The 18,804-nt window shown below is 67.9% G+C and carries 17 protein-coding genes; 8 read left to right on the forward strand and 9 right to left on the reverse strand.

Going from position 1 to position 18,804, the window contains the following annotated elements; all coding sequences use genetic code 11:
* Positions 1-89 precede the first annotated feature (89 nt).
* The 3 genes from BLV57_RS13250 to BLV57_RS13260 all read left to right on the forward strand — a co-directional run bounded on the left by BLV57_RS13250 (position 90) and on the right by BLV57_RS13260 (position 3,440).
* Positions 90-1,847 carry a serine/threonine-protein kinase gene (locus tag BLV57_RS13250; protein ID WP_143047047.1) on the forward strand — a complete coding sequence of 586 codons (1,758 nt, stop codon included), beginning with the start codon at positions 90-92 and terminating at the stop codon, positions 1,845-1,847.
* Between the two features lie 285 nt (positions 1,848-2,132).
* Positions 2,133-2,783 (forward strand): hypothetical protein, encoded by a 651-nt coding sequence (locus BLV57_RS13255; protein WP_091288928.1) that lies wholly within the window; start codon positions 2,133-2,135, stop codon positions 2,781-2,783.
* 15 nt (positions 2,784-2,798) lie between these two features.
* Entirely contained in the window at positions 2,799-3,440 is a 642-nt protein-coding gene (locus tag BLV57_RS13260; RefSeq protein ID WP_091289126.1) for an NAD(P)H-binding protein, read from the forward strand.
* Here BLV57_RS13260 and BLV57_RS13265 read toward each other — a convergent pair.
* Complete coding sequence (locus tag BLV57_RS13265) at positions 3,437-4,741, reverse strand: D-arabinono-1,4-lactone oxidase (RefSeq protein WP_091288929.1); 1,305 nt, start codon at positions 4,739-4,741, stop codon at positions 3,437-3,439. The genes BLV57_RS13260 and BLV57_RS13265 overlap by 4 nt on opposite strands.
* A 62-nt stretch (positions 4,742-4,803) precedes the next feature.
* On the opposite strand from BLV57_RS13265, the gene BLV57_RS13270 reads away from it, so the two are divergent.
* Positions 4,804-5,988 carry an amino acid deaminase/aldolase gene (locus tag BLV57_RS13270; RefSeq protein WP_091288930.1) on the forward strand — a complete coding sequence of 395 codons (1,185 nt, stop codon included), beginning with the start codon at positions 4,804-4,806 and terminating at the stop codon, positions 5,986-5,988.
* A 460-nt stretch (positions 5,989-6,448) separates the two neighbouring features.
* On the opposite strand, the gene BLV57_RS13275 is transcribed toward BLV57_RS13270, so the two are convergent.
* Positions 6,449-7,087, reverse strand: a complete 639-nt coding sequence (locus BLV57_RS13275; RefSeq protein WP_091288931.1) for a TetR/AcrR family transcriptional regulator — start codon at positions 7,085-7,087, stop codon at positions 6,449-6,451.
* Between the two features lie 117 nt (positions 7,088-7,204).
* Here BLV57_RS13275 and BLV57_RS13280 point away from each other — a divergent pair, with 117 nt between their 5' ends.
* A complete protein-coding gene (locus tag BLV57_RS13280) occupies positions 7,205-8,527 on the forward strand; it encodes a GH1 family beta-glucosidase (protein WP_091288932.1) in 1,323 nt (440 codons plus the stop codon).
* Positions 8,520-9,770 (forward strand): MFS transporter, encoded by a 1,251-nt coding sequence (locus BLV57_RS13285; RefSeq protein ID WP_091288933.1) that lies wholly within the window; start codon positions 8,520-8,522, stop codon positions 9,768-9,770. The genes BLV57_RS13280 and BLV57_RS13285 overlap by 8 nt, the downstream gene beginning before the upstream one ends.
* Positions 9,771-9,999: 229 nt before the next feature.
* On the opposite strand, the gene BLV57_RS13290 is transcribed toward BLV57_RS13285, so the two are convergent.
* Both BLV57_RS13290 and BLV57_RS13295 read right to left on the reverse strand, forming a co-directional pair.
* Positions 10,000-10,416: a hypothetical protein gene (locus tag BLV57_RS13290; RefSeq protein ID WP_091288934.1), complete on the reverse strand. Its 417-nt coding sequence runs from the start codon at positions 10,414-10,416 to the stop codon at positions 10,000-10,002.
* 13 nt (positions 10,417-10,429) lie between these two features.
* Entirely contained in the window at positions 10,430-10,687 is a 258-nt protein-coding gene (locus BLV57_RS13295) for a hypothetical protein (RefSeq protein WP_245757291.1), read from the reverse strand.
* 358 nt (positions 10,688-11,045) lie between these two features.
* Between BLV57_RS13295 and BLV57_RS13300 the strand changes: the two genes are divergently transcribed.
* Both BLV57_RS13300 and BLV57_RS13305 read left to right on the forward strand, forming a co-directional pair.
* The gene (locus BLV57_RS13300; protein ID WP_091288936.1) at positions 11,046-12,434 is read left to right on the forward strand and encodes a helix-turn-helix transcriptional regulator; all 1,389 of its coding nucleotides are present in this window, start codon (positions 11,046-11,048) and stop codon (positions 12,432-12,434) included.
* Positions 12,435-12,468: 34 nt separating this feature from the next.
* Positions 12,469-13,356 (forward strand): phosphotransferase enzyme family protein, encoded by an 888-nt coding sequence (locus BLV57_RS13305; RefSeq protein WP_176968586.1) that lies wholly within the window; start codon positions 12,469-12,471, stop codon positions 13,354-13,356.
* Between the two features lie 198 nt (positions 13,357-13,554).
* On the opposite strand, the gene BLV57_RS13310 is transcribed toward BLV57_RS13305, so the two are convergent.
* From BLV57_RS13310 to BLV57_RS13330, 5 genes are all read right to left on the reverse strand, one after another.
* Positions 13,555-15,633: an ATP-binding protein gene (locus BLV57_RS13310; protein WP_091288937.1), complete on the reverse strand. Its 2,079-nt coding sequence runs from the start codon at positions 15,631-15,633 to the stop codon at positions 13,555-13,557.
* Positions 15,634-15,716: 83 nt separating this feature from the next.
* Positions 15,717-16,514, reverse strand: a complete 798-nt coding sequence (locus BLV57_RS13315) for a hypothetical protein (RefSeq protein ID WP_091288938.1) — start codon at positions 16,512-16,514, stop codon at positions 15,717-15,719.
* Positions 16,515-16,557: 43 nt separating this feature from the next.
* A complete protein-coding gene (locus tag BLV57_RS13320; protein WP_091288939.1) occupies positions 16,558-17,586 on the reverse strand; it encodes a copper resistance D family protein in 1,029 nt (342 codons plus the stop codon).
* Positions 17,583-18,116, reverse strand: a complete 534-nt coding sequence (locus tag BLV57_RS13325) for a copper resistance CopC family protein (RefSeq protein ID WP_091288940.1) — start codon at positions 18,114-18,116, stop codon at positions 17,583-17,585. The genes BLV57_RS13320 and BLV57_RS13325 overlap by 4 nt, the downstream gene beginning before the upstream one ends.
* Positions 18,116-18,796, reverse strand: coding sequence for a YcnI family copper-binding membrane protein (locus tag BLV57_RS13330; RefSeq protein WP_091289128.1), 681 nt, complete (start codon positions 18,794-18,796; stop codon positions 18,116-18,118). The genes BLV57_RS13325 and BLV57_RS13330 overlap by 1 nt, the downstream gene beginning before the upstream one ends.
* Positions 18,797-18,804: the final 8 nt, after the last annotated feature.

An 18,804-nucleotide genomic window follows, 5' to 3' on the forward strand; every position in this document is an offset into this window, starting at 1 on the left:
AGGCATGTGACTCGTCGGTAACCCTAAACCGGTGACATCGGGAACCGCTGCGGCGAACGTCACCTCTTAGGGGTGTGGATGCTCCGAAATTGACCGGCTTCACCGAGCTGGAAGCGCTGGGCGAAGGTGCCTTCGGCAAGGTCGTGCTGGCCAGGCACGACGTGACAGGTCAGTTCGTGGCCATCAAATATCTCACCCGGATGGACGGACTCGCCGACTTCCGGCGCGAGGCCGAGACGCTCCGCCACGTCGACAATCCGCACATCGCGCGCCTCTACGAGTTCGTCGAGGACGGCACCAACGCCGCGATCATCATGGAACTCGTCCGCGGCATCTCGCTGCAGCGGCTGCTGGCCGAACAAGGCACGCTGGCGCCGGAAGCCGCGTTGGCCGTGCTCAAGGGCTCTTTGCTCGGCCTCGCCGGCGCGCACGCGGCGGGTGTCGTGCACCGCGACTACAAACCGGGCAACGTGCTGGTCGGCGCCGACGGCCAGAGCAAACTGGTCGACTTCGGCATCGCCGTGCTGACCGGGCAGGGCGGCGACCTGATCGGCACGCCCGCGTACATGGCGCCGGAGCAGTGGCGGGGCGACCGGGCCACCCCGTCGACCGACGTCTATGCCGCGACCTGCGTGTTCTTCCGCTGCGTCACCGGACGCCACCCGTACACCGAAGACCTGCGCGAGGCACACCAGCGCGCGCCGATCCCCGTCGCCGACGTGCCGGAGCCGGTACGCGGCCTGGTCGTCCGCGGCATGGCCAAGGAGGCGCTCCTGCGGCCGGCCGACGCCGCGAAATTCGCCGCTGAGCTGGAGAAAGCCGCCAAGGCGGGCTATGGCCGCGACTGGGAGGCCAAGGGCTGGCGGGCGCTCGGGGCAGGCGCGGCGGCGCTGGTGCCGTCGCTGCTGACGCTCGGCGTCGCCGGTTCGGCGCTGGCCCCCGCGATCGGTGGGGTGACCGCGGGCGCGGGCGTCGCCGGCGGCAGTGTCGGTGGCATCGGCGGCGTGGGTGGTGGTGTCGGCGGGCTGACCATCGGCGCGAAGATCGCGATCGGGGTCGGCGCGCTGGTCACGGCCGCCGTGGCGACCGTGGTGGTCGTGCTGTCCACCGGCGGCGAGGACAAGGAAGCCCAGCTTTCGACGACGCAAACTTCCACGCCACTCGCGCTGAACGTCTCACTGCAAGAGCGCTCCGAACAGTTCACGGATCCGAAGTTCGCCTTCCGTGGCCAATACCCGGTCGTCACCGGCATCGCCGATCCCGCCGTCGCCAAAAAGATCAACGACGCGCTGGCCGCGCCACTCGAGGGACGCAAGCAAGAAGTGCGTGACGTGCTCAACGGCCTTGGCCCGGATTTTCTGTCCGGCTACCCCGAGACGCCGACCACCATCACCAAGACGGAAGTGGTGCAGGGCGGTCCCAAGCTGATCACCGTGCGGTACGAGCATTCGGCGGAAGGCCAGATTCTCGGGCACGCTTCCTGGCGCAGCGCGGACATGGTCACCGTTGATCTCACCACCGGACGGCAGCTGAACGCGCAGGACATTTTGAAGCCTTCGACGATGACGGCCGACGGTCTGCGCGCATTGATCACGAAGGTGCGTGCCGCGGATTCGAACCAATTCTGCGGCGAGGACCTCATCCGGTACCCGCTGACGCCCGACATCTTCGCGCGTTATGGCCACCGGGAGGCCGTGAAGATGGCCGCTTCGCCAGGCGGCCTCACGTTTGTGGTGTTCACGCCCGCCATCGGCACCTATGCGGAGGCTTGTGGCGAGAAGACGATCGTGCTCCCGTACGAAAAGATCAAGGAATTCCTGCGCCCGGAATTCCTGGCCCTCATCTGAGTTGTCCACAATGGATTACGCCGTTCAGTCGAACCCATTGGGCCGCTTGACCAATTTGTGACCTCCGGCACCGTAATCGTTCGGTTACACCACTCAGCTCTTGGTCACTCGGTTGGCGGCACGGTCGGACCGAAGTCCGATGACCGCTTGCCGACCGGTCACCGACCGCTGGGCGCCGCCGATCGCAGCCACTCCCGTTACCCGGCGACCGGGCCGTCTCGCACTGGTACTCAATTAACGTGCCCTTTTGCGTTCGGGGCGGACGAGCTTGAAGGAGGCGGACCAGTGGCGGCAACACCCGCATCTCAGAACACCGCGATCACCGGCGGTGCGAAGAGCAGCCGATCGCTGCCCAGTCGCGTGGTGCCGCCCATCGAGCTGCCCGCGCCCGTCGCGGAGCTGGCCCGCGGCGGCGCCGCCCAGCTCGGCTGGAGCGGGGTCGTCCTGCCCGAGATGACGATGCTGGGCCGCAAGGTCACCGTCGTCGCCAGGCTCCGCACGGACGTGCACGCCGAGCGGATCGCCATGGGCATCGGCCCGGTGACCGACCGCGCGACCGTCGACACCTGGACCTGGCCGGAGCTCGCGAGCTCGGCGCCCGGCTCCGCCGCCGAGATCATCGGCGTGCTGGCCGTCGGCAGGCACTGGCGCACCGCGATGGCCTCGGCCGTCCCGTTCGCCCGCTACGGCGAAGCGGCCATGGTGCTGCCGTCGCCGTCCACCCTCACCGAGGACTACGTGGCGAACTGCCTGCCGCGTGCGCGTGCCTACGGCCTCGCCGTGATCACCGCCGACCCGAACGGCGTCATCGACTTCGACCTCGAAGGCCGCACCGAGCGCATGCTCCTGGCCGAGGACCCGGTCTCCCGCTGGGTCAACGAGATGGTCTACGCCGAGCTGCTCGCGACCACTGAGGTGCCCGCCGACGTCGAGTGACCTAGGCTCGTGATCATGCGAGTCGTCATTGCCGGTGGACATGGTCAGATCGCGCTGCGGCTGGAGAAGCTGCTCGCCGCACGCGGAGACCAGGCGGTCGGGATCATCAGGAAACCCGAGCAGGCGGGCGATCTCGAAGCGCTCGGCGCCGAGGCGGCCGTCCTCGATCTCGAGAAGTCCGATGTGGACACCGTGGCCGGTGTCCTTTCCGGAGCGGACGCGGCGATCTTCGCCGCAGGCGCCGGTGCGGGCAGCGGCACCGACCGCAAGGACACGGTCGACCGCGCCGCCGCGGCCTTGTTCGCCGAAGCCTCCGAGCGTGCCGGGGTGCGGCGTCACATCCAGGTCGGCTCGATGGGCGCCGACCGATGGGACACCATCGACGTCTCGGACGACTTCCGGATCTACCTCAAGGCCAAGAAGGCCGCCGAAGACGACCTGCGTGCCCGCGATCTCGATTGGACGATCCTGCGGCCGGGCGCGCTGACCAACGATCCCGGCACCGGGCTCGTCTACGTCGCCGAGTCGACCGGGCGTGGCTCGATCCCGCGTGACGATGTCGCCGCGTTCCTGGTCGCACTGCTCGACCACCCGGGCACCGCGCGCAGCACGCTGGAGCTGATCTCCGGCGAGACCCCGATCGCGGAGTCGCTCTAGGCGGGCCCGAGCACCCGGTCGAGGTAGGCGTTCGAGAACAACCCGGCCGGGTCGACCTCCTTGCGCACGGCGAGGAAGTCGTCGAACCGCGGGTAGAGCCTGCGGAAGTCGTCTGCGCCGAGCGTGTGCATCTTGCCCCAGTGCGGACGGCCGCCGACCTTGGCGACGATCGACTCGAAGCCGGCGAAGTACTCGCGGTAGGGCATGCCGACGAACTGGTGGATCGCGATGTAGGCCGAGTCGCGGCCATACGCCGTGGACAGCCAGATGTCGTCGGCCTGCGCGACGCGGATCTCGACCGGGAACATCACCGGGTTCTCCAGCTTCGGCACGAGCGCGCGAAGCTCGGCCAGCACGTCGTGCAGTGCTTCGACCGGGACCGCGTACTCGGACTCGACGAACCGGACGCTGCGCGCGGTCACGAAGACCTTGTGCGAGACGTCGCTGTACTCACGGCCGGACAACACGTTCGACGAGAGCTTCCCGAGCGGGCGGACGAGTTTCGGCACCGCGCGGCCGAGACGGCACAGCGCGCCGAACGCGATGTTCTCGGTCAGCTCGTAGTCGATGTACTCCTTCACCCGGCTGAGTGGTTTTGTCGGAGTGCCTGCCGGCAGCCGGTTGTTGCGCTTGACCAGCGCGTTGTCGCCGTAGGGGAACCAGTAGAACTCGAAGTGGTCGTTGGTGGCGGCGTCGCGCTCGAACCCGGCGAGCACGTTCTCCAGCGGTTCCGGGCGCTCCTGCGCGGCGAGCGCGTACGCCGGTTCGCACTGCAGGGTGACCGTGGAGATGACGCCGAGCGCGCCAAGCCCGAGCCGGGCGGCGGCGAACAGCTCCGGCCGTTCGCCAGCCGAACAGGTGACGACGGAACCGTCCGCCAGCACGAGTTCGAGCGCGGCGATCTGCGTGGTCATCCCGCCGAACTTCGCGCCGGTGCCATGGGTGCCGGTGGACAGCGCGCCCGCGATGGTCTGGTTGTCGATGTCGCCCATGTTGGTCAGGCCGAGACCGAGCTTGTCCAGCTCGATGTTCAGGTTGTGCAGCGTGGTGCCCGACCGGACGGTGACCAGGTGTTTCGCCGTGTCGACGGCCTCGATGCCGGTCCAGCCGGTGAGGTCGATCGCGTCGGAGTCGGCGGCCGCGATGGCGGTGAACGAGTGCCCGGAGCCCCACGCGCGCACGCGGCGGCCATCGAGCGCGACGCTCGCGACGGCTTCGGCGATCTCGCCGGTGTCACGCGGCTGATGCACCCGCTGCGGGGTCGCGGTCGCGGTACCTGCCCAGTTGGTCCACTGCGTCATGCGTCACCACCATAAGTGAAAGAGATTCGCGTTTCAAGAGTTTTTGTCGTACCGTGAGTAGCGTGAGCACTGCGACGAAGTACGACTTGGCGACGAAGGATCTCGACGCGCCGTTCGCCATTGTCGACCTCGACGCGTTCGACGCCAACGCGGACGACCTCGTGCGCCGCGCCGCAGGCAAGCCGATCCGCGTCGCCAGCAAGTCCGTCCGCAGCCGCTTCCTGCTCGAGCGCGTGCTCGCGAAGCCTGGCTTCGAAGGCCTGATGGCGTACACGCTGGCCGAGGCGTTGTGGCACGTCGAGATGGGCACCACCGACGACCTGCTGGTCGGCTACCCGACCGCCGACCACGCGGCGCTGCGCGCGCTGGCCGCGTCGGACCGTGCCCGCGCGGCCATCACGATCATGGTCGACTCGCCGCAGCACCTCGACCTGGTCGACGCGGCGCTCGGCTCCGACCACCCCGAGATCCGCGTCTGCCTCGAACTCGACGTGTCGTGGCACCCCGTGCCCGGCGTGCACATCGGCTCGCGCCGCTCGCCGGTCTTCACCGCGCGCCAAGCCGCGGACCTGGCGCGCACCATCGTGGCGCGCAAGGGTTTCCGGCTCGTCGGCATGATGGGCTACGAAGGCCAGATCGCCGGCCTCGGCGACACCGCGGGCAGCGGCGCCAAGAACGCCATCGTCAGCTGGATCCAGCGCAAGTCAGCCGCCGAACTGAGCGCGCGGCGCAGCGCGGCCGTCCGCGCGGTGCGCGCGATCGCGGACCTCGAGTTCGTCAACGGTGGCGGCACCGGCAGCATCGAGTCGACCGGCGCGGAAAGCGTGGTCACCGAGATCGCGGCGGGCTCCGGCCTGATCGGCCCGACCCTCTTCGACGGTTACTCCCGCTTCCAGCCCCGCCCCGCGGTCCTGTTCGCGCTCCCGGTGGTCCGCCGCCCGGCCAAGAACATCGCGACCCTGTTCTCCGGCGGCTACATCGCCTCCGGCCCGACGGGCACCTCCCGCCAGCCCGAGCCCTACCTGCCCGAAGGCCTCTCGCTGACCGCCATCGAAGGCGCCGGCGAGGTCCAAACCCCGGTCATCGGCAAGGCCGCCCGCACCCTCCGCATCGGCGACCGAGTCTGGCTCCGCCACGCCAAAGCAGGCGAGCTGGCCGAGCGCTTCGACACCTACCACGTAGTCGTCGGCGACCGAGTCGAGCGCACCATCCCCACCTACCGAGGCGAGCACAAGAACTTCGGCTGACCTCCCAAAAACCCGCCCCCAGTACTTACCCACCCCCCGCCCGTCCCTGGGGGCTCCGCCCTGCATCAGTCTATCGGCCCACCCCGACACACCCCGGCCGAATCGGACATTTCGGCAAGGTTGTCCACAGTTGTGGACCCCTGTGGACAAAATCTGTGGACAGGTGCAAATCAGCAGGTCAGAGCCACTTTCGGGGTGTGGGTGGCTCCGGTTTGCGGGTGCCGAGCGCATGAAGCCACGTTCGCAGCGTTGAGCGACGCAAAAGCCCCGTTCACTACGTCCAGGGCGCCCGGCAAGTCGGGCAAAGCGCGCTAGACCAGACAGAACGCGAGGCCTGACGTCCTCTGTGGACGGTCAACGGCGGTGCGCAGGCGAAGGTGGCCTTCGCGAAACCCGAATTCTGGCCAGCCAATGGCCCAAACTCGGGTTTCGCGTAGCCACGACGCGAGCCGAGCGAACCTCAGGACTCGCCGAATTTGCGTGCCAAGTAGCCCTTCACCAGGAACTTCGTCTCGGCGACGATGTGCTCGTCGCCCATCGGGTCGCGGCGGAAGGCGAGCTTCAGCAGTGCGTCGGCGACCTCGTTGGCGATCGTGATCGCGAACTTCAGGTCGTCGACGGGGGTCGACAGGTTCGGGGAGAGCACACCGACCAGCGAGTCGACGATGACCGTGTTGTTGTCGCGGCTCTCGTCGAGCAGCTGCGTGTCGACCACGTCGCCGAAGTGGACCTTCGAGAAGCCCGGGATCTCGCGGTGCATCCGCAGGTAGATGTCGAGAATCGAGTCGACGACGTCCCACCAGTGGCCCGCGTCGATCGAGTCGAGCCGCTCGGTGATCTGCTGGATGAAGCGCTCGAGGTTGCGTTGGGTCAGCGCCTGCACGACGGCGCGTTTATCGGGGAAGAACTGGTACAGCGAACCAACGGCCACGCCCGCGCGCTTCGCGATGAGCGTCGTCGTCAGTGCTTCGTAGCCGAGTTCGTCGATCAACTGGGCGCTCGCGTCGAGCATCTGCTCGACCCGCTTCGCGCTGCGCTGCTGGACAGGCTGACGGCGAAGGGGCGTGTCCGTCCCCTTCGCGGCCTGGATGTCGGGCACGTCGGCTCCTCCTCTGCTGATCAGCGACTTTATCGTGTCGGCAGGCTTCCCCACCGTCGAGTGAAGGCCTAGTATATGAGAAGTTTTCACGTTCCACTGACGGAAGGTGTGCCTGGAGTGGAAAATCTGAACTTTCCGTCCGACTTTCTCTGGGGAGTGTCCACTTCGGCCTTCCAGATCGAGGGCGCGACTCGCGAGGGCGGCCGCGGACCGTCCATTTGGGACACATTCACCGAGACCGAAGGCAAGATCGCACAGGGGGAGGACGCCAAGGTAGCGGCGGATCACTATCACCGCTACCCGGAGGACATCGCGCTGATGTCCGAACTCGGTGTCGGCGCCTACCGGATGTCCCTTGCGTGGCCGCGAATTCAGCCTGACGGCAAAGGCGCGCCCAACAAGGCGGGCCTCGACTTCTACGACCGGCTCCTCGACGCGATCTGCGACGCGGGCATCGCGCCCACCGTCACGCTCTACCACTGGGACACCCCGCAGGCGCTCGAAGACACTGGCGGCTGGCTCAACAGGGATACAGCCGAACGCTTCGCGGAATACGCCTCGATCGTCGGTGAGCGTTTCGCCGATCGAGTGAAGATGTGGATTCCACTCAACGAACCGATGGTCATGTCGATTTATGGCTACGCGATCGGTGAGTACGCGCCAGGCCAGTTCCTCATGCTCGACGCGATTCCGACCGCGCACCACCAGAATCTCGCGCACGGGCTGGCCGTGCAGGCGCTGCGTGCCGCCGGCGCCACCAACATCGGCACGGCGAACAACCATTCTCCGATCTGGCCAGCCAACGACACCGACGAGGACGACAAGGCGGCCATCTGGCTCGACGCGCTGCTCAACCGCCTCTTCGCCGATCCGGTGCTGCTCGGCAGCTATCCCGAACAAATCCTCGATCACCTGCCCGCGAATTACGCCGCAGACCTCGCGACCATTCACCAACCGCTCGACTTCTACGGCGTCAACTACTACGAGCCGCAGGGTGTCGCCGCGCCAGGCGAGGGAAACCCGCTGCCGTTCGAGCTTCGCCCGATCGACGGATTTCCCATGACCACCAACGATTCCCCGATCGTCCCGCACGGGCTGCGCGAACTACTGCTCTCTTTCCACAACCGTTACCAGGAAAATCTCCCGCCGATCCACATCACCGAGAACGGCTGCAGTTTCGCCGACACGGTCGCCGAGGACGGTGGCGTGCACGACCCCGAGCGCATCGACTTCCTCACCGGGCACCTCGGCGCGCTCCGCGAGGCGATGGACGCCGGCGTCGACGTCCGCGGCTACTTCGTCTGGTCGTTGCTGGACAACTTCGAGTGGTCCAAGGGCTACGCGCCACGTTTCGGCATCGTGCACGTCGACTACGAAACCCAGAAGCGCACGCCCAAGGACTCGTTCCGCTGGTACCAAAAGCTGATCAGCAATGACTGACGTCCACACCCCTGAAGCGCTGGCCGAGCCGCGGACGAAGGTCCGCGGCGGCTGGATGACGTTGTTGGTGCTCGCGAACATCGCGCTGTGGCTCGGGATCTACGCCCCGATCCAGGTGCTGCTCCCCAAGCAGGCCGAACTGCTCGACGCCGCGGACAAGGTCGCCATCTTCAGCATCGTCAGCGCGATCGGCGGTGTGGTCGCGCTGATCGCCAACCCGGCGGTCGGCCTGCTCTCGGACCGCACCTGCTCCCGTTTCGGCCGTCGCCATCCGTGGACGGTCATCGGGGCCGGCGTCAGCGTGCTCGGGTTCGTGGTGCTGGCCGTCGCGCCGAACGTCGTCGTGATGACGGTCGGCTGGTGCCTGGTCCAGGGCGGGCTGAACGGCATGCTCGCCGCGCTCATGTCCGCGTTACCCGACCGGGTGCCGGTGCCGCAGCGCGCGATGGTCGGCGGACTGGTCGGGATCAGCCAGATGCTCGGCACCGTGCTCGGCGCGGTCGTCGTCGTGGTGGTGCTCGACATGGCAGGCGTGCCGACCGCTTATCTCGTGTGCGCTGTCGTCGTCGTGCTCGGCGCTGCGGCGTTCGTACTGCGCACGCCCGACGCGCCGTTGCCCGCCGAATTCCGGCCGCGCACCGATGTCGCCGAAATCCTGCGCGGCCTGTTCACCCCGCTCCGGCACGCGGACTTCGCCTGGGCGTGGAGCTGCCACTTCATGATCAACCTCGGCAACGCGCTGGGCACGCTGTACCTGCTGTTCTTCCTCAAGGACGCAGTGCACTACGAGGACCCCGAGTCGGGGCTGCTCGTCATGATGGGTCTCTACGCCGCGGCGTTGGTGGTCGGTGCGCTGGTCACGGGACACTTCTCCGACAAGTCCGGCAACCGGAAGCCGTACGTCTACGTGTCGTCGGTCGTGATGGCGATCGCCGCGCTGATTCTGGTGTTCTGGCCGAACTGGACCGCGTCGCTGATCTCGGCGCCGCTGCTCGGCGTCGGATTCGGCATGTACATGTCGGTCGCGCTGGCGATTCTCACCCAGGTGCTGCCCGAGGCGAAGGACCGCGCGAAGGATCTCGGCATCATCAACATCGCGAACTCACTGCCGCAGGTCGTCGCGACCACGGCGACGGTCGGGATCCTGTCGCTGCTCGGCGGTTATGCGGGGCTGTTCACCGCATCCGCCGTGGCGACGATTCTCGCGGCAGTGCTCATCACGCGAGTGAAATCCGTGAGCTGAAGCGTTGGAGACCGCGGGCCCCGTGCCGGTCGGGGGAGGGGGAGTGCAACGGCACGGGACCCGCGGCGTTCGGGGCCGCATTCTCTTGAGGGCGGGGGTACTACTTCAAGGGACCGAGGGAGGCTCGTCACGCTCGGGGGGTACGGACGAGCCTTCCTCGGTCAAAGGTGAGATTCGGCGTCAAACCCTGACGGGGGCATTCAGGTCCGCCGCGCTCACCAGCCTGGATTTACGGTGTGGCGGCGATGACGTGCCGCGACGGCGGGATGAGCGCGTGACGTCCGGTCGTCTCCGCGGGGGTCGGGGAACTCCCTCGGCTCTGACTGGGCACGCTCTTCCGCCGTCCCTGACGCCGCGTGTCGTGCTGCGGAGCCAGGCCACCGGCGACCAGGTGTTCATGGGCGACCTGCCAGACGGAACACGGCGCCTTGCACCGGTGCCAGCGGGTCGAACAGGTGGGGCAGTCGCCACGCTCGTCGGGCATGTGCGCCTGGAGCATGGCGCGCCAGCCTTCGGCGAGACGAGGCAGTTCGGAGCGGGCTACCGAGACCAGGGAGTGGGCGTCGGCCCGCTGCGCCAGGTCGGAGAGCATGTCGAGGCGTTCCCACACGGCATCACGGAGAACCTGCCCAAGGACTTGATCCACTTGGAACTCACCGTCACCTTTCCGCCATCTTGGCGGCTTCGTTGAGCGCGGCTCTGAGCTGACCGAGCTGGCCAGTGGTCAGCCGCGCTGTCTCTCCCGGCGGTGAAACGAGAACCACCTGGTTGTCTTCGACGAAAACCGTCACGGCGCGCTCCCGGCTGATCAGGTCACCACACTGCACTCGCCAGACCAGCTGGCCGCCTTCGTAGCGGCGCAGGCCTGCGGTGCGGGGGTCCACGACCGGTGCGGGCGCAGTGCGGGCCACCGTCATGGGACGCACGGTGCGCGTGGCTGTTCCAGCATGTGCTGGCATCGCGTCCACGAACTCCACGGGGCTTCTCCGCTCTGTCGGCTGGCGCATCTTGCATTTCGCACTGCGGTTTTCGGTAGCTCTCCGTGATCGCGGGCCGTACCCGGGCGGTCACGGAGAACTGATGACTACATTGCGACCAAACCGGAGTCGATAGAAGGTCGAAACCGCGTCATAGCGGCGACTGGTCCGGGTTCCACGGTAAGCGGTCGGTGAAGTTCGTTCGGGCCGATCAGTGACCGCTATCGGGGTTTAGCACGGTTGAATAGCTTTGCCTACGCTGAATGACAGACGCCCGATCGGACTGTGAGGGGGCGCAATGGACGCCACTGGTTCCGGCCAAGACGGCCGGCAGGGTCAGCAGCTCATCCCCGCGGATGCCTGGGAGCACCCGGAGATGCGCGAGGCCCTGTCCAAAAGAGAGATCAGCTCGGTGTACCGGCTGCTCCGCAAGCACGGTGTCTCGCAGCGTCAGATCGCCGCGATGACCGGCCAGTCACAGTCCGAGGTGTCCGAGATCCTCAAGGGTCGCCAGGTCATGGCCTACGACGTCCTCACCAGGATCTCGGACGGCCTTGGCGTCCCCCGTGGATACATGGGCCTCGCTTATGACGAGGCCACAGCGATACGGGTCGTCGGCGCGGCCGGCGGCCAGCAGGCAGAGGAGGACGAGTCCGTGAAGCGACGGAGGTTCCTCGCGCATGCCGCACAGGTGACGATGGGCGCGGCGGTGTTCGGCCCGGAGTCGGGTACGTGGTCGGCGAATCCGGCACGCACGCCCGCACCTGGGCGGATCGGCATGACGGACGTGCGGCAGGTCGAGGCCGCGACCAGGGCGCTGCGCGCGCTGGACTACCAGTACGGCGGCGGGTTCTGCAGGGACGCGGTCGTCGCACAGCTGTCCTGGGGACAGCAGATGCTCGAATCGAACGGCACGGACATCGTCAAGGGCAGGCTCTACGTCGCCCTCGCCGATCTGCACAGCTTGGCGGGCTGGACCTCGTTCGACACCGGGCTCATGGATTCCGCGCGCGGGCACTTCGCCAACGCGCTCGACCTGGCCAAACAGGGTGAGAATCACCCGCTGGTGGCCAACGTGCTCTACCGCATGGGCCGGGTCTACCTGCACCAGGACGCGCCGAACGACGCGCTGAAGCTGTTCCAGCTGGGTCAGATCGCCGCCCAGGAATCCGGCTCCGAGCTGGCCGTCTCCGTGCTCTGCGCCAACGAAGCGTGGGCCTACGCGATGATGGGCAACGACGACATGGCCGTGAAGCTGCTGAACCGGTCGAAGGACGAGTTCGGCCGCGCGGACATCGACAAGGCCGAGTCCTGGGTCAAGTTCTTCAACGAGACCGACGTCTACGCGATGATCGGCACCGTCCACACGGTACTGGCGCAGGAAGTGAGTGCTTCGCACACGAAGTTCGCCATTCCCGCGCTGACCAAGGCCGTCGAGTCCTACGACGACGACATGGCACGCAGCAAGACCTTCATGCTGGGCGCGCTCGCCACGAACCACCTGCTCGACGGCGATATCGACCAGGGCGCGAAGGTCGGAGGCAAGGCGCTCGACTGCGCGGAGGGCATCAAGTCCGCGCGGGTGCGCGACCGCCTGAAGCCGCTGCAGGTCGAAGCCGAGCAGCGCCGGAACAATCCGGATGCCCGCGACCTCGCCGACCGGCTGCACGCGTTCTTCGCGGCCTGAGGCGCAGGCGGTATCCGGGGGGACTGACACCGTCTTGGACGGTCGCTTCACCAGGGAAAAGCTCGAAGAAGTCCTGATCAGCGCCTGTGCGCTGCTCGGCTTCGACGCTCAGGGCGCGCGGCTTCTCCGGTTCACCAACAACGCCGTCTACGCGCTGGACGGCGCGGGTGTGGTGATCCGGATCGTCGGCTCGCGCGCGCTGCGGCACCGCGTCGGCAAGGTCGTGCGGGTCGCCGAGCATTTCGAACGCCACGGGGTGCCCGCGATCCGCCTGCTGCCCGGCGTTCACCAGCCATTGTGGATCGCCGGGCACCTGCTCACGGTGTGGACCGAGGTGCCGGACACCGGCCGTGAGCCCACCGCGGCCGACCTCGCCCAGCTGCTTCGCCAGGTCCACGCGCTGCCGCCGCCCGACGACATCCCCGACTGGGCGCCGCTCGACGCCGTCCGCGCCCGCGTCGCCGACGCCGAAGAACTCGACGACGGTGACCGGCGGTTCCTGCTGCGGCGCTGCGCCGAGGTCGAGGCCGAGCTGGCCGAACTGGACTTCGCGCTGCCCAGAGGGCTCGTGCATGGCGACGCGCACACGGGCAACGTCATCTGCGGGCCCAGCGGCCCGGTGCTGTGCGACTTCGACTCCGCCTGCCTCGGCCCGCGTGAATGGGACCTGACGCCGATGGCCGTCGGCCGTGAGCGGTTCGGGGACTCCGAGGAGCGCTACCGCGAGTTCGCCGGAGTCTACGGCTTCGACGTGACGTCCTGGCCAGGTTTTTCGGTGCTGCGAGCGGTCCGCGAACTCAAGCTGACGACCTCAGTGCTGCCCATCCTGCGCAGTCATCCCGATGTGCGGGACGAATTGCGCAGAAGACTTGATGATCTACGCGCGGGCCGCACCGATGTTCGGTGGAACCGGTACCGCTAAAAGGCCTAGGACATGATTGTTCTCGGGCATTCACCGAACCGTAATGACCGCTCGTCGTTTCTGAGGTGAACGGCGTATTTGAGTAGTCATTTCGGCGGAGCTGATCACCCTGGACGGGCTAGTTGCAAACCCACATGCGCAAGTTGCAGCTACGCTCCGCCACCTTACCGGGTAACGATCATGCTTTCGCGTCGGGGGTCACAACCCGGCGAGCCGATTCCGTAACGCATCGGCTTCAGGACGGCCCAAGCCGACGAGGATGGGGAGCGCCTGGTCGTAGAGCCGCTTGGCCTCGTCGACATCGCCCGCGGTCTCCGCGACCTCACCGAGTGCCTGCAGGGTCCTGGCCTCTTCGAACTTCGAGCCGCGTGCCCGCATGACGGCCTGCGCCTTGCCGAGTTCCTCGCGGGCGGCCGCGAACTCGCCGGTCAGCGCGAGCGCGCGGCCGAGTTCGATGCGGGCGCGGGCGTCGTTGTACTCGTCGCCCTGTTCGGTGAGCAGCGCGCTCGCCTCTTCCAGCCTGACGATCGCCTCGGCAGGCCGCTCGGCCTTGGTGAGTGTCGCGCCGAGGTTGATCAGCGCGAGGCCGACGTCGTGCGCCCGCTCCTGGTCCCGGCTCATCCGCAGGTTCTCGGTGAACGCCTCGATCGCGTCGTCCACCCGCTCCTTCGCGAGCGCGACCAGCCCGAGTCCCTCGACCGAGCGAATCGCCACGACCTGGTCGTTCGCCGCGGTCGCCGTCTCGTAGCCCGACCGGTAGTGCCCGACGGCGTCGTCGAACCGGCCGGTGCCGCGTGTCGCCGCTCCGCTGCGGTTGTGCATCAGCGCTTCCGCCGAGTGGTTGCCCCACCGGCTGGCGCACTTGACGCCGAGCTGGCTGACCCGCAGGAAGTCCGGATAGTGCTTGTGGAGCAGGAAGAGCGGCCACATCGCGGCGGCCAGCTGCCAGCCGAGCTCGTACAACTGCTGCTCGTAGGCGGTCTCGACGGCGGCGATCAGGTTGGCGCGCTCGAGTTCGAGCCAGGCGAGCGACTCCTCGCGCGAGGCGAACGTGACGCGGGTCTTCGGCCGGTACTCGTAGGTGTATTCGATCGGCTTCTGGTCGGCCACGGTCAGATCGGCCGTCGCGCTCGCGGCGTAGAGGTACCACTCGAGCATGCGGCGAATGGCGATCTCGCGGTCGCGCTCGTTCTCGTGGCCCGCCGTCTTCTCCTTGGCGTGCAACCTGGCCAGATCGTGGAAAGTGAACCGCTCGCCGTCGCCGTGCACGTCGATCAGCAGGCCATCGTCGACGAGCTGGTCGAGCAGGTCCTCGGCGGCCTCCGTGCTCTTGCCGATGGACGCGGCGGCGACCCCGACCCCGAAGTCAGGCCCGGGGTGGAGCCCGAGCGCCGCGTACAGCGCGGCCGCGTCCGGCGGTAGCGCGTCATAGGACAGGTTGAAGCTGGCTTGCACCGAAGTCGCCTCTTTCGTCAGCACCGCGAGTCGTCGATGCTCCAGTTGTAGCTCAGATGCGACCTTCGCGAGCGGCATGCGTGGTTTGGCGGCGAGTTTGGCGCTGATCGTCGACAGCGCGATCGGCAACCCGCTGCACAGCCGGACGATCACTTCGGCGTGCTCGGTTTCGGCGTTGACCCGGTTCTCCCCGATGGTCCGCGTCAGCAGTTCCGCACCGTGCGCCGAGTTGAAGGGGTCGAGTTGCACCAGGTTGACCAGGTGCTCGGACTGCAAGGTCCCCAAGGTGCGCCGGGACGTCACGATGACCAGGCTGTCCGCGCTCGCCGGGATCAGCGGCCGGACCTGGTCGGAGGTGCGCGCGTTGTCGAGGAACACGAGCAACGGCTTGTCGGCGGTGACCGTGCGATACAGGTTCGCCAGCTCGTCGGGATCGCCGGGCAGCCCGTTCGGCGGCACGCCCAGCGCACGCAGGAACCGGCCGAGCACCTCGGACGTGGCCAGCGGGCCGGTGGTGCTGTAGCCACCGAGGTCCGCGTGCAGCTGGCCGTGCGGGAAGCGCCAGCTGACACTGTGCCCCCAGCTCGTGGCGAGCGCGGTCTTGCCGATCCCGCCCTGGCCGCTGATCAGCTGGATGGCCGGGGTGTCCCGCTCACGCTCGATCAGCTTGTCGAGCAGCCGGACCTCTTCGGCGCGGTTCGTGAAGTGCGCGGGCACGATCGGTAGTTGCCTCGGCCCTGACGTCGACGGCCTCGCGGCTCCCGCCCCGGCACGCGGCTGGGGCACTTCCACCTTGCGGTCTCCCGGAACCGGGCCACCCATCGACGCGCTCCTCCTCCACACGGGTTACCCCAGAGAACGCGCCGAGCATCCCCCGTGACGCGTCTCGGGGTAACCGCTTCGCGTCAATTAGGGCCGTTTGGAGTAGCGGCGCGCGGACTGACCCGGCGCCAGTAGGTGAGCGCGCTGATCGCCGAGGTGCCGAACGCGAGTACCGCGTAGCCCAGCAGCCACCAGGTGAACTCGGGCGGCTGCCGGTGGGTCGTCACCAGGTCGATCAGCACGAGCACGGCGAAATAGCCGGGCATGGCCAGGAAGCTGTCTTCGACGCGCAGCATGGCGTCGACCGAGGCCGATGCCGGGTCGTCGGCGATGACCGGCGCTCGCCACGTGCCGACGAGGATCACCGCGGTGCACAACGCGCCCCAGGCGAGTGCCCCCAGCCAGCTCCACGCGTAGGTCCGCGCCGAGGTGGTGACGTACATGGCCACGGCCAGTGCCGTGCCACCGGCGAAGGTGATCACCAGCGAGGCCAGGTACCAGCCGCCGAGGTGCTTCGACCAGGACGGGCGCTCCACACTCGCCGAGACAGGCAACCCACCGAGGTCCCGCTCCCGGCCCCGGATCGACAACCAGAAGCCGACAACCGTCCCGCCGATGATGAAGTAGACGCCCTGGCTCTCGGTCATCTCGACGCCGCGCACGTTCGGCAGGTACTGCAGGCAGTGGTAGGCGACGGCCAGCAGGAGGCCGATCAAGAACCCGCCTGCCCGCCAGCGGTTCAGCACGAGCCGGCTGGGTTTGACATCGCGGGCGCCGAGTCGCACCGCGAGCATCCTGGGCAGGGGACTGATCAACACGCCGTGCTTGGTCAGCCAGGCGTTCGCGAACTTGGTCTCCGCCTCGGTCAAATCCGTGTTCACGACCGCTACACGCAGGCGGCGACGAGAAGGTTGCCTCGGGAGATCAGCTGATCGAAACCGGAGCCCTCGTCAGCACCACGGCGAACCCGAAGGCCAGTCCCATGATCGTCAGTTCGAGCGTCGCCCAAGCCGCGAGCGCCGTCCGGTTGTGCCGGATGATCTGCGGCATCAGCCGCCACCGCACGTGCGCGCCGAGCAGCGCGATCGCGCCGGTGCACAGGAACTTCAGGATCACCAGCCGCCCGTACGGCGTGCTGAACAGACCGTCCCAGAAGCTCAGCGTCGGATTCAGGTAGATCTCGATCAGGCCGTTGAACAGCCCGGTGGCCGTCGAAAGGATCAAGCACAGCGTCGCGAGCTTCGAGAACTTCGGGAGCGCGTGGGCGAGCAGGGTGCGGTTGCTCGCCAGCAGCACGGTCATCGCGCCGAGGCCGCCGGTCCAGGCGACGGCGCTCATCACGTGCAGTTCCATCGAGATCATCGTGTAGTCGTGGTAGTTCCAGTTCGCCGCGTGCCCGGTGACCGGCAAGGGCAGCAGCGCGAACAACCCCAGCCCGACCCGCACCTCGGCGGGCACCTTTTCACCGTGGCGCAACGACAAAATGCCCAAGCCCGCGTGCAGCAGCGCGAGCACGGCGACGATCAGCAAAGCCTTGCCAGCGCCGAACTGCGCGATGTACGCGCCGACGTCGTTCATGCCGATCTTGGCCGCGCCCGGCCGGAATTCGGCCGTCTGCAACACCAGCGCGACGAGTGCGGTCGCCGCCCAGACCAGAGCGGCGGCGACGGCGCCGGGACGCGCGTGGCGCATCACGGGTTCGCTCAGCTTCGGCCGGTCGTAGCCGACCAGCACCGAAAGCAGTGACAACCCGATGGTCGTGACGGCCGCTATGTCGAGCAGCACCCGCACGATCGGGATGCCGACCGAGACCACCCCGCCTGCCTCCTGGACACCGGGCACCGGTGTCGTGGTGGTCAGCGCGACGCCGATGAGCGCGCCGATCAGACCGGCCGTGACCACGCACAACAGCGTGGAATAGCGGACATTCGAGGTGGTCTCGGTCTTGGTCATGCCTTGGAACCCGTTCGGAGCGCGACGGTCAGCCCGACGCCGAGCAGCACGACGGCTCCCGCGATCCACACCCAGATCGGCACTCCACTGTCCGATGTGGACTCGGCGGTGGCCGCCTGCCCGGTGCCCTTGGCCGCTTCGGCGCTCGCCGGCGTGCCGGTGCCCGCCTTGGCGAGGGTGAAGGTGGACTCGCCGGTGACCGCGTGCCCGTCCGCGGACAGGATCCGGTAGCCGATCTTGTACTCGCCCGCCGGGCCGAGCGGGCGCAGCGGCACGGAGACGACGCTGCCGTCGACCTTGACCTGGCCCTCGGCCCACTGGCCGCCGCCGGGACCGGTCACCGCGATCTGGTTGACGTCGGCGTTCTGCACGAACTGGTCGAACGTGAGCGTGATCTTCGCGGGCCCGGCTTCGATCGAAGAGCCCTTGGCCGGATCCGTCGAGATGAGCACATTGTGTGCCAGCGCCGGAGCGGCCGAGAAGAACAGGGCCGCCCCGGCGAGGGCTAGCGCGATGAGCGCTTTACGCATCAGTTGGTTCCCTTGCCTGCTTTACGTGCACGGATCGTCGCGCCCGCGCCGACGCCCAGGCCCAGCGCGCCGACGGCCAGCCCGGCGCCGGCGAGCCAGCGGGCCGTGGTGTCACTGCCGGCCGCCGCTTCAGTGTGCTCCGAAGTGTCGGTCGCCGTCGCGCCGCCGTGGTGGTCGCCTTCGGCCTTCTTGTCGGCCAGCTTGACGGTCGGGGCCGGGTGCTCCGGCTCCTCGCCGCCAGCGGGGGCCTTCTCGTTCCAGTTGACGACCTTGTTGCCTTCGTAGGTCTGGGTCGCCGGGAACTCGATCTCGTCGAGCTTCGGGAGCGCGCCGATGCTGATCTCGAACTCCGCGAACTCCGAGGTGCCCGCGGCGATCTTGTTGCCGGGCTCCGCGGTCCAGCTGACCTTGGTGACGACCTCGGAGACGTCGGCGCCTGCCGCGTTCTTCACCGGGGCGGGCAGCTTGGTCTTGGTGACCTGGGCGGTCCAGCCGGGCACCTTGGTGGTGCGGACGGTGCCGATCGCGTACTCCGGCTTGATCTCGATCTCGACCTTGGTGGTGCCGACCGCGGGGTCCTCGTTGGGCACGCGGAAGAAGATCGCGCCGTAACCGCCCTTGGTCGGCTGGGCGCCGTAGACGTTGGCGGTGACGTGGGCCGAAGCGATGCCGGTGCTCATGAGGCCGA

The sequence above is a fragment of the Amycolatopsis xylanica genome (assembly GCF_900107045.1).
GTDB lineage: Bacteria > Actinomycetota > Actinomycetes > Mycobacteriales > Pseudonocardiaceae > Amycolatopsis > Amycolatopsis xylanica.

Bases quoted from the DNA above. Each gene is read 5' to 3' on its own strand.
- BLV57_RS13260 (WP_091289126.1), top strand. From the start codon at position 2,799: ATGCGAGTCGTCATTGCCGGTGGACATGGTCAGATCGCGCTGCGGCTG.
- BLV57_RS13265 (WP_091288929.1), bottom strand. From the start codon at position 4,741: ATGACGCAGTGGACCAACTGGGCAGGTACCGCGACCGCGACCCCGCAG.
- BLV57_RS13285 (WP_091288933.1), top strand. From the start codon at position 8,520: ATGACTGACGTCCACACCCCTGAAGCGCTGGCCGAGCCGCGGACGAAG.
- BLV57_RS13295 (WP_245757291.1), bottom strand. From the start codon at position 10,687: ATGACGGTGGCCCGCACTGCGCCCGCACCGGTCGTGGACCCCCGCACC.
- BLV57_RS13300 (WP_091288936.1), top strand. From the start codon at position 11,046: ATGGACGCCACTGGTTCCGGCCAAGACGGCCGGCAGGGTCAGCAGCTC.
- BLV57_RS13310 (WP_091288937.1), bottom strand. From the start codon at position 15,633: ATGGGTGGCCCGGTTCCGGGAGACCGCAAGGTGGAAGTGCCCCAGCCG.
- BLV57_RS13320 (WP_091288939.1), bottom strand. From the start codon at position 17,586: ATGACCAAGACCGAGACCACCTCGAATGTCCGCTATTCCACGCTGTTG.
- BLV57_RS13325 (WP_091288940.1), bottom strand. From the start codon at position 18,116: ATGCGTAAAGCGCTCATCGCGCTAGCCCTCGCCGGGGCGGCCCTGTTC.
- BLV57_RS13330 (WP_091289128.1), bottom strand. From the start codon at position 18,796: ATGAGCACCGGCATCGCTTCGGCCCACGTCACCGCCAACGTCTACGGC.